This is a genomic window from Desulfovibrio sp., assembly GCF_034006445.1.
GTDB lineage: Bacteria > Desulfobacterota > Desulfovibrionia > Desulfovibrionales > Desulfovibrionaceae > Desulfovibrio.
Genome location: NZ_JAVESS010000004.1, coordinates 1 through 15,044, shown reverse-complemented (window position 1 = coordinate 15,044; position 15,044 = coordinate 1). Strand labels below are relative to the sequence as shown.

At 51.7% G+C, this 15,044-nt stretch carries 9 protein-coding genes and 1 other RNA gene; 9 read left to right on the top strand and 1 reads right to left on the bottom strand.

Annotated elements, in window-relative coordinates:
• Nucleotides 1–182: 182 nt before the first annotated feature.
• From RBR41_RS06255 to RBR41_RS06215, 9 genes are all read left to right on the top strand, one after another.
• Nucleotides 183–5,669 carry a glycoside hydrolase family 99-like domain-containing protein gene (locus tag RBR41_RS06255; RefSeq protein ID WP_320351728.1) on the top strand — a complete coding sequence of 1,829 codons (5,487 nt, stop codon included), beginning with the start codon at nucleotides 183–185 and terminating at the stop codon, nucleotides 5,667–5,669.
• 251 nt (nucleotides 5,670–5,920) lie between these two features.
• The gene (locus tag RBR41_RS06250; protein ID WP_320351727.1) at nucleotides 5,921–8,029 is read left to right on the top strand and encodes a class I SAM-dependent methyltransferase; all 2,109 of its coding nucleotides are present in this window, start codon (nucleotides 5,921–5,923) and stop codon (nucleotides 8,027–8,029) included.
• A 50-nt stretch (nucleotides 8,030–8,079) separates the two neighbouring features.
• Entirely contained in the window at nucleotides 8,080–9,798 is a 1,719-nt protein-coding gene (locus RBR41_RS06245; RefSeq protein ID WP_320351726.1) for a class I SAM-dependent methyltransferase, read from the top strand.
• 129 nt (nucleotides 9,799–9,927) lie between these two features.
• Nucleotides 9,928–11,283: a bifunctional UDP-N-acetylglucosamine diphosphorylase/glucosamine-1-phosphate N-acetyltransferase GlmU gene (glmU, locus tag RBR41_RS06240; protein ID WP_320351725.1), complete on the top strand. Its 1,356-nt coding sequence runs from the start codon at nucleotides 9,928–9,930 to the stop codon at nucleotides 11,281–11,283.
• Between the two features lie 259 nt (nucleotides 11,284–11,542).
• On the top strand, nucleotides 11,543–11,788 hold the full coding sequence (gene zapB / locus RBR41_RS06235) for a cell division protein ZapB (protein ID WP_320351724.1): 246 nt from the start codon (nucleotides 11,543–11,545) through the stop codon (nucleotides 11,786–11,788).
• A 6-nt stretch (nucleotides 11,789–11,794) separates the two neighbouring features.
• A complete protein-coding gene (locus tag RBR41_RS06230; RefSeq protein WP_179981030.1) occupies nucleotides 11,795–12,067 on the top strand; it encodes a cell division protein ZapA in 273 nt (90 codons plus the stop codon).
• 10 nt (nucleotides 12,068–12,077) lie between these two features.
• Nucleotides 12,078–12,261: non-coding RNA, 6S RNA (gene ssrS / locus RBR41_RS06225), on the top strand.
• Between the two features lie 334 nt (nucleotides 12,262–12,595).
• Entirely contained in the window at nucleotides 12,596–14,155 is a 1,560-nt protein-coding gene (gene rny, locus RBR41_RS06220) for a ribonuclease Y (protein ID WP_320351723.1), read from the top strand.
• Nucleotides 14,156–14,187: 32 nt separating this feature from the next.
• A complete protein-coding gene (locus RBR41_RS06215) occupies nucleotides 14,188–14,790 on the top strand; it encodes a TRIC cation channel family protein (RefSeq protein ID WP_320351722.1) in 603 nt (200 codons plus the stop codon).
• A gap of 69 nt (nucleotides 14,791–14,859) precedes the next feature.
• Here RBR41_RS06215 and RBR41_RS06210 read toward each other — a convergent pair.
• On the bottom strand, nucleotides 14,860–15,044 hold a 185-nt coding region (locus RBR41_RS06210), incomplete at its 5' end, for a hypothetical protein (RefSeq protein WP_320351721.1).

Here is a 15,044-nt window from a genome sequence, read left to right as displayed (position 1 = left end):
GTGGGAGGCCGCCGCAACTTTTGCGAGTTCATTAGAGCATGAGATCAGCAATGGACGCATATCCCCATGTGGACTTCTGATGATGGAGTATGCAATATACATAGGCGCGCAGTATTGCTCCTATGAGAGCTCGCCTGCTTGCGGGTGTAGCTTTATCCACTCACGAATCCTCTGGAGGCTGGATGTCTGAGATTGAATCTTCTGTTATTATTCCTGTTTTCAATCAGTGGGAATTGACGCGCGCCTGCCTCAAGGCTTTGGCTGCCACCACAGAGGGCAAGGCCATTGAAGTTATTGTTGTCGACAATGCTTCTTCAGATGAAACGCCCGAAGCATGCCCCATTTTGGGCGAACGACTTTTCGGCAAATTTTTTCGCTATCACCGCTGCCCTACGAACCGTAATTTCGGTCCCGCCTCCAACCTCGGTGCGCAGATGGCTGTGGGAGAATTTCTCATTTTTCTCAATAATGACACAGTTCCCCTTTCTGGTTGGTATCAGCCGCTTATCGCCGATTTTTCGACATGGCCTGACCTTGCCGCCACCGGCCCCCTTCTGCTGTATCCTGAATCTGAACCCTTCGGCTTTACTGTGCAGCATTTGGGGGTGTTTGTTTCTCCACTCATGAAGGTTGGGCACCTTTACGAGGGCATTTCGGTGGATTGTGCGCTGGCAAAAAAACGTCGTTTTTTCCAGATCATTACCGCTGCCTGCATGGTGATGCGCCGGGCGCTCTTTATGGAAACAGGCATGTTTGACGAGAATTTCGTCAACGGATTTGAAGATGTGGATATCTGTGTCCGACTTTCAAGCAAAGGCTATCGCTTGACTGTCAACCCCGAGGCCAGGGTCATTCATCACACAAGCCAGACGCCTGGCAGGCATCAGTATGAAGAGGAGAACGCCCAGTATTTCGCAGCACACAGGCTGTCTTCGTTGGTTCCAGATTGGCATCTGCACTTAAAGAACGACGGCATGCTTTTGCGGTTGGGGAGTTGGCAAACGTTGCAGGCTTCCCTGCCGGCTGAAAAATGCGCGTATTTGGATCAACTAGCCGCCAGGTCTTCGCACGAGGAACTGATTGCTCTTCTCGTTCGCCATCCCTTTTGGGAGAACGGGTGGCGCCTTCTGGCCGCAAGCAATGAAAAAAAGGCTGGTTTGAGTGGGCTGGAACTTGCCAGGTTCAAGCTGTATCCCTCTCTTGACGGAGCCATCAATCTCTATAATGGCGCATGCGCGGCACGAGATCAAAAAGCCGTTTCAAGTGCGCTTGGCCTTTTGACGTCTTTTTGCAAACCTTTTGAAGAATATCTGTCATCGGCAGAGGCTGCGCGCATGTGGTGCGCCAGGATAGGCCTTGGTGAACTGGCAGAGCAATATGTGGCATGGCTTGCCGGAACGGAGCGTTTTAAGACGGAAGAATATTACCCCTTTCTTGAAGGCTTCTGGAAGATAGCCAGCCAGATGACCCTTCCTCCTCATGCAGACTGGGCCTACACCTTGTGGCGGCACAATATTGATCTTCCTCGACGCACGATGGAGTCTGCGCGGGCAGTCTCCAGTCGCGACGACATATGCTTTTCTGTGCTGATGCCGGTGTATAATCCGGAACTGGAGCATCTCGTCGCAGCCCTTGAGTCCCTTATTGCGCAGGACTATCCGCATTGGGAACTGTGCGTTGCTGACGATGCTTCCACCAATCCTGTCATTAAGGCCATTCTTACCCGCTATGCCAAGAAGGATTCCAGGATACGCGTCGCCTGGCGGGAGAAAAACGGACACATCGCCGCCGCAACCAATACGGCGCTAGAAATGGCGCGTTATCCGTATGCGGTATTGATGGACCAGGATGACCTGCTTACTCCCGAAGCACTGCTCATGGTGGCAGAAACCATTGCAAAGCATCCAGACGGCCTGCTGTTCTATTCCGATGAAGACAAGGTTCATGATGAGGGCTTGATCTTTTATCCTTATTTCAAGAATGGCAAGTGGGATTGGGAACTGCTGTGCAGTCAGAATTTTGTCAATCATCTTGGAGTATATCGTACGGACAATCTGCGAAAGATCGGCGGCTTTCGTGAGGGGTTCCGAGGCGCGCAAGATTTTGACATGCTGCTGCGCTACACTGCAGGGGCGGATGCCAAGAATCTTGTGCACATTCCGCGCGTGCTTTACCACTGGCGCGCGCACGCGGGCAGCACTGCGCTGGATATAGGGGCAAAGAGCGAAGTTGTGGACAGCGCACGCAGGGCGGTTCAAGAGCATCTGGACGCATTTTCTCCTGGCGCCGAGTCGTGCATATTGCCCAATTCGCAATTTTTGCGCGTGAAATTTCCACTGCCCGAAAAACGCCCCCTGGTGAGCCTGCTCTGTGATGTGGGAGATAATTTTTCTCTGCTGAAAGAGTGTTTGCCTGCTTTGACGGCAAAAACCGCATACACGAAATACGAAATACTCCTGCTGTGCAGCGAGGCTGTGTCCAAAGGGCATATTGCAGCGGTACGGCGGTTTGCCGCTCTTCATAAAAATGTCCGGCTGCTGCCCTATGCTGCGGAGCTGTCACCGCCAGAACGGCTCATGACGGGGGTAGAGCGGGCATACGGCCAGGTTCTGGGCTTTCTTGCCGGGGGTATTGCTCCTCTGACTGAAGACTGGCTTGAAGAAATGGTCTCGTGCCTCTGGCGGGACGGTGTGGGGGCCGTGGGGGGCAAGGTGTTGCGCCGGGATGGGCGCATGCTGCACGGCGGCTATCTCGCGGATGCAAGCGGCAAGCTTGCCCCGGTACTTCAGGGGCTTTTGTGCAATGAACCTGGTTGGTTCAACTGGGCTAAATCAGCAAGAACCGTGGACGCCCTGGATGATATGTGTCTTTTTACGCGTGCTGAAACGCTTGCTGGCATGGGGGGCCTTGATGCCTCACTGCCGCATGCTTCTCTGCCGGATTACTGCCTGCGACTTGGCGAACAAGGGCAGCGCACCGTATGGTGGCCCTTTGCGGGATTTATGCAGCTTGATGACAGAAAGGCGCGCACATGCGGCAGATGGCTTGACGACAAGGCGTTTACGTCTCGATGGGCCGACCGCCCTGCGCCCTTTAACGAAAATCTTATGGCTGCGGGAGCAGGCTGGACGCTATACGCGAGTGGCTCCCAGTGCAAGACGCATAATAGCATTGCCAGTGCTTCAATATTGGTATCTCCCCCCCAAAAAAAAGAAGATAAGCTTATTGCTTCCTTAACCGCGTTAGTTGATGAAAATTTCTATTACGATTTGTATCCTGATGTAAAAGAAGCAGGGATATCAGCGTTTGATCATTATATGTCTTATGGGTATGCAGAGGGGAGACTTCCAAATCCCGATTTTGATGTTGTTTTTTATCAAAAACAGTATCCAGAGTTAAAAGAGACTAATGAGAACCCTTTATTGCATTATGTCACAAAAGGTAAAGAGCAAGGGGCATTGTACAAGAAGCCTGAAATAGTATTGCGTAATTATTCAAGGGAATATGAAGCATTGCGTGATGCGGCTTTGCCCAATGACAGTGTGCGCCTTCTGGCATGGTATCTTCCACAGTTTCACCCCATTGGCGAAAACGATGCGGCCTGGGGTTTGGGATTTACGGAATGGAGCAATGTGGCCGCAGCGCGACCAAGATTTGCGGGGCACCAGCAGCCTTGTTTGCCTGGGGCTTTGGGTTTTTATGACCTGCGGCGTAAAGAGACAATGCAAGAGCAGATGTTTCTGGCAAAACATGCTGGAATATATGGATTTATATTGCATCATTATTGGTTTGCTGGCCAGGCGGTTCTCCGTGCGCCTTTGGAGCACTTGCGCCAAAACAGCGATTTGGACTTTCCTTTTTGTTTAAGCTGGGCCAATGAAGCATGGACGAGGCGATGGGACGGCGGGAGTCAGGATGTTATTATTGCGCAGCAGCATTCGCCGAAAGATGACCTCGACTTCATTCATGATATTTCTTGGGCATTACGGGATCGAAGGTATATCAGGTTTCAGGGCAAGCCAATGCTTGGAATATACAGGCCGGGCTTGTTGCCGGATGTGGCTTCCACACTTCAACGTTGGCGCGAATATTGCCGACTAGAAGGTATTGGAGAGATATTTATTTTTTCGGTTCTCTCTTTTGAAAATACACCGGCTCAGTCAAAACGTTATGGATTTGATGGCACAATTGAATTTCCTCCGTTTGGCATCACCACAAATAACATGGCTTCATCCATCACCAGGCTCGACTATTCGGGAGCTGTATACAGCTATACCGAAGCACGTGATTTTTTTATAAACGCGACAAGGCACCCTTCCGGCTCTGTGAAATTTCGGGGTGTTATGCCCGGTTGGGACAACTCGGCCAGAAGCGAAACAGGCAAGTTTTTTGTTGGCGCCACTCCTGAAGGGTACAGTTCATGGCTGGAAAAAACGTCTGGTCTTGCAGAACAGGATACGTATGGTGGAGAAAAGTATATAGCTATCAATGCATGGAACGAGTGGGCTGAAGGGGCTTATCTTGAGCCGGACGCCCGACAGGGATTTGCTGTGTTGAACGCCACGGCTCAAGCCATTACTTGTGATGCAGGGCTGCCCCATGTGCTTTTTATCTGCGATATGGAAAATCGGGATCAGGCAGACTGGCTTGAAAGTCTGTTGCAGGCAAACAGGGTGGCGCCAGTCTGCAGCCCTGTGGTTTTCGTGCCCAAACCCGTTCATTCCACTGGGACGTTCAGGGGGTTGGCCCCGTTGTTGTCCTGCCTGAACAACGCAGACGTCTCAACCATCAAACAACTCTTTGCTGCATCCGGCTATCTAAACTTTGCTCTTAGCGTGGTTGCTACGCAAACCCTGACACACGACCAAACATCAGGTATTATGATGATAAGTTCAGGCGTCATATATTGTGATGCCTCTATACCCCCAGTCTTGCTGGAGTCAGAAGAAGGCAAGGTTTGGAGAGCAGAAAACATCCATGCGCCTCTGCTTCAATGGCAGCTTTATAATCCAATCAGTTGCCAAAAAGAGTCCTGCACGCACATGTTGCGCCAAGCGCAAATCAAGCTTCGTGATGCAGTAGAGATCAGTGTTATTGTGTTGTCGCCTGACGTTAATGAGAATTTTTTGAGTACGATACGCCGTGCGCAGGCGCAATCGCCGTACCCGATGGAAGTGCTCGTTCCCGCGGGGGCGGAAAAGATTTGTCACAAACACCTTGCTGCTGCGCGCGGTATCAGTGAAGACGCCGGGACTACCTATCTTGCCGCAGCCCTTTCACAAGCCAGGGGTGAATACATCTGGCTCGTCGTCCCGTCAGAGGGGGTCGATCCTCTGACGCCACGTTTGCTGCGGCCGCCCTTTGTGGATACGTCCGTGGCTTGCACACTGAAGTCTTCTTTGTTGGAGCAGCATGGCGTATCAGGTCTTTGCGAAAATCATACTATAAAGATTAATGGGGCAGATTTTTTACAATACTTCAATAAAAAATCTGGAAAGATTTTCCCCCTATATGCAGAAGTGTTGTTTCGAAAAAGTGCTTTACTGAAAGCATGTTGGCCGCAAGAAACGCGCGGCGATGCTTTTTTTGAAAGCGTGCTGTCCCTGGCCTGCGCTGATGGCGATGTGGCCGTGGTCCCCTGCCGGATCCAACCGATGGTAAAGTCGTAGCCACAGGCAATCTTTTTGAATACGGCTTTTCAGTGTAAGGATTGGGTTATCACCAGTGCTTGCTGTCTGTGTTATGGGGTGCTCACAAGATCGCTGCGATTCTGAGGTAGGTAATTTTTCAGTGTGATCTGCGGCAAAAGTGCTTGAGGAAAATTATTTTATTGCGATATTTGGCAATTAGGCGGCAATCAGCCTGTAGTTGTATGTGTTTAACATCCACTCCAGTGATATCTTTGGAGGAGGAGCCGGGCATGAAGATATGTTTTTCGTGTGTTGTAGACCAGAATCCTGTGATTCGTATGCAATCACTCAATTTGCTGGCGTCAATCCGCGCGTATGCGCTTGAAAATTGTGACATATTTTTTAACCTTATTGGCTCACACCCAACGCACTATATTGAAAGTTGTCTGGAGCAAGGAGTTCATCTTGTTCAAATAGAATCATTTGGTGGGTGGGAAGCACGCTACTGCAACAAGTTGCGGCAGCTTAAAGTAAAAGAGCTTCGCGATTATGATATCGCAGTGTTGTGTGATACTGATATTGCTTTTGTGGAAAATATACATAAATTGCTTGATCCCTCTTTCATTCAAGCCAAGTACGTTGACACTTGTACGCCCCCGCTTGAAATTCTCAACAGTCTTTTAGCAAAGGCTGGTATCTCAAGCTCAGGTGCTAGTGCGACGGCAACGCACACCAAAGAATCTACACTTGAATTCTATTGCAATGGTGGTCTTTATGTTATTCCTACACATTTTTTGGATTCTTTAGCTGAAAAATGGGAAAAGTACGCTCGCTTTTGCCTGCAGGAGCTGCCCCAGCCCTGGACGCATTATTCTGATCAAACTGCCTTTGCAATGGCTATGGCCGAGCTGCGCCTTCCTTTTCGGCCCTTGCCAGTGGAGTGGAATTACCCTGTTCATTTTGCTCCTGAAAGCTACCTGGAAAATGAAAGTTGTCCTGTGAGTGTGCTGCATTATCACGATCGTTTGGACGATAACGCATATATTAAGCCTGTAGGGGTTCCTTTTATTGATGTTGCCGTAGAAAAGGTTAACCACGCCCTGAGAAACCACAGAAGAACAAATTTCAACAATACAGCATACTGGGACTACCGTTATGCGGCTCATAGTTCTGTGGGTTCGGGTATCGGTTCACGGGGCGCGTTTATGGATTTCAAGCGTAAGGTGTTATATCCACTTCTTTCGCTGTTTCGGCACAAAGACATACTTGACGTTGGTTGCGGCGACCTCGAGGTCATGTGCGAATCAGATGCCTTGCATTACACAGGTCTGGACAGAAGTGCCGCTGCATTAAATATTGCGAAAGAGAAGAGACCTGACTGGAATTTTATATGTGGCGACATCACAAGCGTGGAAAAACGTGCCGACATTTCATTATGCATAGATGTACTTATACATATTCCGCATAAAAAAGAATATAGAGATCTTGTAAAGTCTATTTTGGATTATACAAAAGAAGTTGCGGTCTTTGCCGCGTTTAACAGGCCACCACAAATCTCCTCGCACGTCTGCTTTTTTCATGAACCAATAGTGGAAACACTTAAAAAAGATCCTCGCGTCGGAGAAATAACTGTCCTGGGCGAATACCGGGACATTACCCTGCTGTTGGCGCATAAAAAGACGCACACTGTCAAACACCCTGCAGATATTCCCCTTTATACATTGGCTGCCAATTTTGTGCGTTCTCCGTATCAGGACCTCACGTTGGATCTCATCGATCTGTCTCGAAAAGCTTTTGGCTTTTTTACTCGCACGCCAACTCGCGTTCTTGAATACCCCTGGATAGCACATACGATAGGTAATGCCTCGGGGAAGCGGGTACTTGATATTGGGGCTGGCATTAACCCATTGCCCCTCTGGTTCAGCAAAAATAATGCGCATGTAACAACAGCAGATCTGCATGAAAAAGTATTTACCAAAAAAGATTTGCCGAATTGCAATGAGTGGGGTTTCTTTGATTATTCATGCATTGATGACAGGATAACGTCATTGAATAAAGATGCTAAAGATCTATCAGATGAACCTTTTGACGTGCTATACTCATGCAGTGCCATTGAACATATTCCGCGAAAAAATCGTATTGAGAATGTTCATAATTGGTTTTCAATCTCAAAGCCTGGTGGGCAACTTGTCGTGACCATAGACCTTGTTCCTGGAACAAGGCGATTGTGGAACTACTGTGAAGGGAAACCAGTTGAGCCTCGTGGAGAACATGGAGATCTGGATGACTTTTTGTTGGAGCTGAAAGAAGCAGGCTTTACTGTGAAAGACATTGTGCTGGAAACAGATTGTCCACTGAGCAATACAGATATTGCCATGATTAATGCCTTTCGCACATAGTACTGTGAAGGTGGGCGCATGTTCTGTTTTATTTTTTCAGGGCAACTTTTTTGGAACTGCTTCACACCAAAAAAAACTTAGGCAAATATACTATGCTGAAAACGCCACGTTATATAAGAAATAAGGATGGGGTCCTTACGCCAAAAGAGGGAAAAGAGTTTTCTTATTCTGATGGCGACCTTGCTGAAGAAAGCCTTAAACAGTTTATTGGCAAAGCCGAAGATAAAAGCGTGCTGTCATCGCAATTTGTTCGTGCTAGCACCGATTGGGTGAAGAGGTATCATCTCAGTCCACAACGGGCACATTTGTTGCGGCCGCTTCAGCATCTTTTGCAGGACAAATTGGTCTTGGAGCTTGGTGCAGGGTGTGGCGCGATCACGCGGTTTCTGGGAGAGACTGCGCGCAGAGTCGTTTCTGTAGAGGGGAGTTTGGCCAGGGCCAGCATTGCAGCGCTACGCTGTAGCGATCTGGAATCAGTAACGGTTATAAATGATACGATTCAAAATGTGCAGATTCCACAGCGTTTTGACGTTGTAACCCTGATTGGTGTTTTGGAGTATGCACGAAAGTTTGATCACGAGAGTGACAACCCGGAGCTGAATGTTCTGCAAATCGCGCGTAACTTCCTTAAGCCAGGCGGACATCTGATTCTGGCCATAGAAAATCAGCTGGGCATGAAATATTTGGCAGGTTCCAAGGAAGATCATGAGGGAAAATACTTTTTCGGGGTACACGATCTTTACAAAAAAGATACTGTCGTAACATTTGGCAGACAAGAGCTGGAAGAGATGCTTTTTGATGCTGGATTTGCTGCAACACACCAGCTAATTCCATTGCCAGATTACAAAATGCCTGTAACTGTTCTACACCCAGGCAGTTTTATGCAAAAAAGCAAAGAAAAAGAATCTGTAAATATTTTTCAATTTGTCTTAAACAGTTTCTTTTATGATTGGCAAAAGCCGTCACCACATTGTTTTTCATTGGAGGCGGCTAGTAGGCCATTGATAAGAAATGGCTTGTTAAAAGACTTGTGCAATTCATTATTTTTTGTTGCTTCTGTGGATAAAGGAGCAAGTCCTTTGCAGCCAGACATTCTTATTTCTCACTATGGAGCGGCAAGATTAAAGGAATTCGCCAAAGAGACACTGTTTATAAAAAATAATAATAAAGTGACGGTTGTTCGTAATTATCTTGATAAAAATATAAGCCATGCTACTGGCAAACTTAGCAATACAATATCCCACCTGGAAGAATACGTGTACCTTGAGACATTGCACGAACGACTCGTTGGTGTCGTCAATCAGCCCGGCTGGACAGTTCAGGATATAGTCGCTTGGGCGGCCCCGTGGATTGGCTATCTGGCCCGGCTGGCCGAAAAGCAAGATGATGGCATGCTTGCGCTTCCTCCCAATGCTATGGACATGGTTCCATTCAATTTTTTTATTGATGCAAACGATATGGTTATTCCTTTTGATGTTGAATGGAACCTTGTCGATGCTGAGAAGCTCTCCTTGCAGTGTGTTTTGTTAAGGGGATTGTTTATTACATTTTGTGCGTTTTCAACCGTCGCGAGGCCGTCAGACGATGTCCCGCTGAATCTTATTGAACTGTCGACTCAAGTTCTCGTAACAAGTGGCATTACTGTGAAGGCCCATGATGTCGTCGTATTCTTAACAAGAAGTATCGCCCTGGCGGAAGAAGCTTTGGGGTCAAACACAGGTGTTGAAGGTTGGCTAGATAGAACTCTTGATGTCAGAGTATTGGCATAGCCCTGGGTTCTGCTGGCGGCCTTTTAAATGTCTGTTTGGGTGCCTGGTTACCCCCCTTGCCGTTTTTCATGCAAGAGGCTATTGCTCGCGTGAAGTTTTCCGTTTTTACGCGGAGATAAGGAGACAGTAATGCCAAAAAACGCGGCCCTCATTCTGGCGGCAGGCAAGGGCACCCGCATGCATTCCGACAAGCCCAAGGTTTTGCAGAACATGCTGGGCGAACCCATGCTGGCCAGTGTACTTGCGGCCTTGCGCCCCGTATTTGCCGAAGACGTCTGGATTGTGACCGGCCACAAGGCCGAAATGGTACAAGCCGCCTTTCCGGACGCATCCTTTGTGCTTCAGAAACAGCAGCTCGGCACCGGGCATGCTCTTATACAGGCTCTGCCCACGCTGGTAGCGGCGGGTTGCACCCACCTGCTGGTGGTCAACGGTGATGCGCCCCTGCTCTCGGAATCGCTCGTGCGCCAGTTTCTGGCCGAAGCCGTGGGCGCTGACCTGGCCTTTGCCACCATTGAACTGGACAACCCCGGTGCGTATGGCCGTGTGGTGCGGCAGGGCGAAGATGTGCGTGCCATCGTGGAAGCCAAGGATTACGATCCGGCGCTCTACGGGCCGCCAACCAATGAAGTCAACGCGGGCATGTACTACTGCGCGCTGGATGCGGTGGAAAGCCTGCTGCCCCGTATCGGCAAGGCCAACAAGAGCGGTGAATACTATATCACCGACCTCGTGGGCCTGGCTGTGGCAGAAAAATACAATGTTCTCGGCGTGCGCTGCGGACGTGACGATGGCCTCATGGGGGTGAACTCGCCCCAGGAGCTGGAGCGGATGGAAGAAACCCTGCGCGAGCGCCGGGTGCGTGATCTGCTGGCCTCGGGCGTCATCATTCACGCGGCCGCCAGCGTGCGCGTGGGCCTTCTGGCCGAGGTGGAACCCGGCGTGGAGCTTACCGGCCCTTGTGAAATTTACGGGCATTCGCGCATCCTGCGCGGCGCTTCGGTGAGCTCGCACTGCGTGATCCGCGACAGCGTCGTCAGCAACGGGGCGCAGATACGCTCTTTTTCGCACCTTGAAGGCGCCCATGTGGGGGACGATGCCCTTGTGGGGCCCTACGCACGGCTGCGCCCCGGCGCGGTGCTTGAGTCCCAGTCGCATGTGGGCAATTTTGTCGAGCTGAAAAAGGCGCGCCTGGGCCGGGGGGCCAAAGCCAACCACCTGAGTTATCTTGGTGATGCGGATATCGGCGCGGGCAGCAATATAGGCGCGGGCACCATCACCTGCAATTATGACGGCAAAAACAAGCATGTCACCAAGATAGGCCAGCGAGCCTTCATTGGCAGCAATACTGCCCTGGTGGCTCCGGTGAGCGTGGGCGACGACGCGCTTGTGGGCGCGGGGTCGGTCATCACCATCGACGTGCCTGCCGGGGAACTGGGCATCGCCAGGGGAAAGCAGAAAAACCTGCCGCGCAGAAAAAACTGATGCGCATTTTGGGTGTCGCCTGCACGGGGCATGTGCCGCTTTTTGTGTCGGGAGTGGATAAAGCGGAACGCGGCGTGGGTTCTTCAGTTCCCGGATTTCTTGTTGGGAGCCGGAACCGTTTGTCACGAAATTGCCGCAAATCCGCTGCCATGGCGCATAAACGGGGGATTGCGCCGCCAGGCCGTGCGTGGCGCGGGTTTTTTTCGAATTTACTGCATCCATTCTTGCCAAGGCTCTGGTGCGATGCTATCTATGAACCATGGAACTTCTGGGACAGCTTGAAACACAAGTTGCGGCTCTTTTAGCCAGGCTTGACCGCCTCAAGGCGGAGAATGCGCGCATCAGCGCCGAGTCTGCCGCTATGGGGGCGGAAAAGACCGCTCTGGAAGAAGAAAACCACAGGCTGCGCGAAGCTCTGGAGAATGAAGAACAGTTGCGGGCTCAGGCGCTGAAGCGCATTGACGCCGTACTGCGCAACATTCAGGAGCACGACAGCGTAGAGTAGGTTTTTGTGAATCAGGACGCTATCAACCTAACCGTTCTAGGCTTAAGCATCGCTTTTAAGCCTGGTGCAGATATGGACCGTGTTCATGAGGCCGTGAGGCTTGTTGAAGAACGGTTTGCTGACCAGAAGCTGAGGTTCCACGGAGGGCAGACCAAGGATATTCTGCTGACCTTTATGGCCCTTGGGCTGGCGGATGATTTGTTGCAATCGCAGAAAGAGCAGGCGGACGCGCGCGAGCGCGTAGAGGCCATGCTTTCGAAGATAGAGGGGTCTGATTAGACCTCTGGGCGTTTCCCTGGGGAGCGCGTGATCTATGCCTCGGTGCTAACCTGACAAGTATATTAAAGGGAGCTGTCACTGTCCTCAGTGTGCAAGCCCGGCCACGACCGGGACGCCTGAAGGGGACATACTGGTTCCCGACCTGGTTATCCAGGTTCTGTACCGCAAGCATAACACGGCTCTCTGGGGAAAAAGCCGCTTTCAGCAGTAGTTTGGGATTCCAGCTTCCGCTATGGGGCCGTCACTTCTTCTTGCAACGCCATCCTTATTGCCGTGTTTGCGGCATTCAGCCAAGGTTACAGCAGCCCTTTGGGCTCAATTGCTACGGCGGCCAGTACTGGCTGCCGGTGTTCGCCGGGCTGGTTCTGGGGCAGTTTACGCATGAAATGAGTAACTGCTCTGCAAGGATTTTTTTGAAAATCCTTGCCGCGAAATGTGAGCAGGCAGGCTTAGCCTGCCGTACACGAGCATTTCAAGTGTCAAATTCTCCAGAACTGGTCCCGTATTGATAAAAGAGAGGCTGGATTCATGGACCCATTGTTCATCGTGGCGCTGCTTGCGTCCGTGCTGCTGGGGGCGGCACTGGGCGTGGTGGTGTATAAGCGGTCTACCACAAAACGCATCGGCGACGCCGATGACCTGGCCAAGCGTATTGTGGCCGAAGCACGTAAAGAAGCTCAGGCACAGAAAAAAGAAATTCTGCTCCAGGGGCAGGACGATCTTTTCAACCAGAAACGCGAACTTGAAAACGAGTTCAAGGAGCGGGAGCGAGAAGTTAAGACCCGCGAGCGCAAGCTGGAAGAAATGGGCGGCCGCCTTGAAGAAAAACTGGAAAAAGCCACCGCCAAAGAGCACGAACTGCTCGCCTCCGAAAAGGATCTGGCCCGCAAAGAGCGGCAACTGTCCGAATCCGAGATGTTTCTGCAAACCCGCATAGAGGAGCAGGAACAACGCCTGGCGCAGATATCGGGCTTTACCGTTGAAGAAGCGAAAGCCCAGCTTTTCATGGAAGTGGAAGCCAAGACGCGGCACGAATCTGCAAAGATGATCCGTCAGATTGAGATGGAAGCCCGCGAAACCGCTGACCGCAAAGCCAAAGAAATTCTCTGTAACGTCATTCAGCGCTACGCTGGCGACTACGTGAACGAGCAGACAGTCACCGCCGTCACCCTGCCCAGTGAAGACATGAAGGGACGCATCATCGGCCGTGAAGGGCGCAACATCCGCGCGCTAGAGGCCGCCACCGGCGTGGATCTCATCATTGACGACACTCCGGAAACCGTCATTCTTTCCGCATACAGCCCCTTGCGCCGCCAGGTTGCCAAGATGGCCCTGGAGCGCCTTATCCAGGACGGCCGCATCCATCCCGCCCGCATTGAAGACATTGTGCAAAAATGCGAGCAGGAACTGGACACCCAGGTGCGCGAAGTGGGCGAGCAGGCCACCTTTGACGCCGGGGTACACGGCATCCACCCGGAAATCGTGCGCCTTCTCGGTCAGTTGCGCTACCGCACCTCCTTTACGCAAAACGTGCTGCAGCATTCGCTTGAAGTGTCCGCCCTGTGCGGCATGATGGCGGCGGAACTCGGCATGGACGTAAAGAAGGCCAAGCGCGCCGGCCTGTTGCATGACATCGGCAAAGCGGTGGACCATGAAGTGGAGGGCCCCCATGCCCTCATCGGCGCGGATCTGGCCAAGAAGTACAACGAAAGCCATGAGATAATCCACGCCATCGCCGCCCACCACGAAGATCAGCGTCCGTCCACGGCTCTGGCCGTGCTGGTGCAGGCCGCAGATTCCATTTCCGGCGCACGTCCCGGCGCGCGCAAGGAACTGCTCGAAAACTACGTGAAGCGCCTTGAAGACCTTGAAGGCATCGCCACCAGTTTTGAAGGGGTCAGCAAGGCTTACGCCATTCAGGCCGGACGTGAGATCCGCGTTATGGTCAATTCCGATCAGGTGGATGACGATACGACCTATGTCTTGTGCAAGGATATCGCTGAAAAGATTGAAAAAAATCTGACGTATCCCGGGCAGATCCGCGTCACGGTCATTCGTGAACGGCGCGCCGTGGGCCTTGCCAAATAGGTTTGGTTCAGTAAGGGAACAGGTCATATGCTATGACGCAAGACCCTCTGTTATATGTTTTTGATCTGGCGGCCAGCTTTATGCTGGCCGCCGCCGCATCCTGCCGGGCGCGTTCTGCCGGGGCACATTTCAGCGGCGCGGCTGTGCTGGCCTGTCTGGTCGGCCTTGCTGCGCCCTTGCTGCGTGAAGGGCTGCTGGGGCATCCGCTGCTGGCCCTGAACCGTGGCGACTATCTTGCCGCGGCTGTGGCGGGCGGCCTGGCCGGTATCGTGACCGGACGCTGGCGGCGCTCGTGGCTGGTTTTCTACTGGCTGGACAGCCTTGGCCTGGGCCTGGCCGCAGGCGTGGCCACGGTGGCGGGCCTGTATTCCGGGCTGGGCGTGACGGGCTGTCTGATACTTGGAGTGCTGACCGCCCTGACCGGCGGCTTTGTGCGCGACGTGGCCCTGGGCGACATGGCCCGACTGGTTGAGGACTATCTGTATGCCACGGCGGCGGCCCTGGGGGCCATGCTGGCTCTGGCGACCCTGATGTACGGCAAAATGCCCCCCTGGCAGTGCGCCCTGGCGGGGTGCGGGCTGGTACTTGTTCTGCGGGCTTTGCGTCTGCGGAAGGGTGGTTTTGGCTCCGTATGAGCCACCATGTTGGGGGATGTCGAAAAAATGCAAAATGAGTCTTGACTCTTTGGTATAGTTTTACTATCTTCACGTTTCGCGCAACGGAACTGACCTTGAAACGACACGCAGGCGAAATAAATTTCGCCGGGTCGCAAGAAAGTGATTGACGGGGTGCGAAAAGAGGTGCATAAGACTTCTCCCGCTCATACAAAACTGAATAATGACTTTATCTTGCGATAGCGAAATCATTTCAGCAAAGCGAAAATAAGTGA

Coding starts and splice junctions, on each gene's coding strand:
- RBR41_RS06255 (WP_320351728.1), top strand. CDS start 183: ATGTCTGAGATTGAATCTTCTGTTATTATTCCTGTTTTCAATCAGTGG.
- RBR41_RS06250 (WP_320351727.1), top strand. CDS start 5,921: ATGAAGATATGTTTTTCGTGTGTTGTAGACCAGAATCCTGTGATTCGT.
- glmU (WP_320351725.1), top strand. CDS start 9,928: ATGCCAAAAAACGCGGCCCTCATTCTGGCGGCAGGCAAGGGCACCCGC.
- zapB (WP_320351724.1), top strand. CDS start 11,543: ATGGAACTTCTGGGACAGCTTGAAACACAAGTTGCGGCTCTTTTAGCC.
- rny (WP_320351723.1), top strand. CDS start 12,596: ATGGACCCATTGTTCATCGTGGCGCTGCTTGCGTCCGTGCTGCTGGGG.
- RBR41_RS06215 (WP_320351722.1), top strand. CDS start 14,188: ATGACGCAAGACCCTCTGTTATATGTTTTTGATCTGGCGGCCAGCTTT.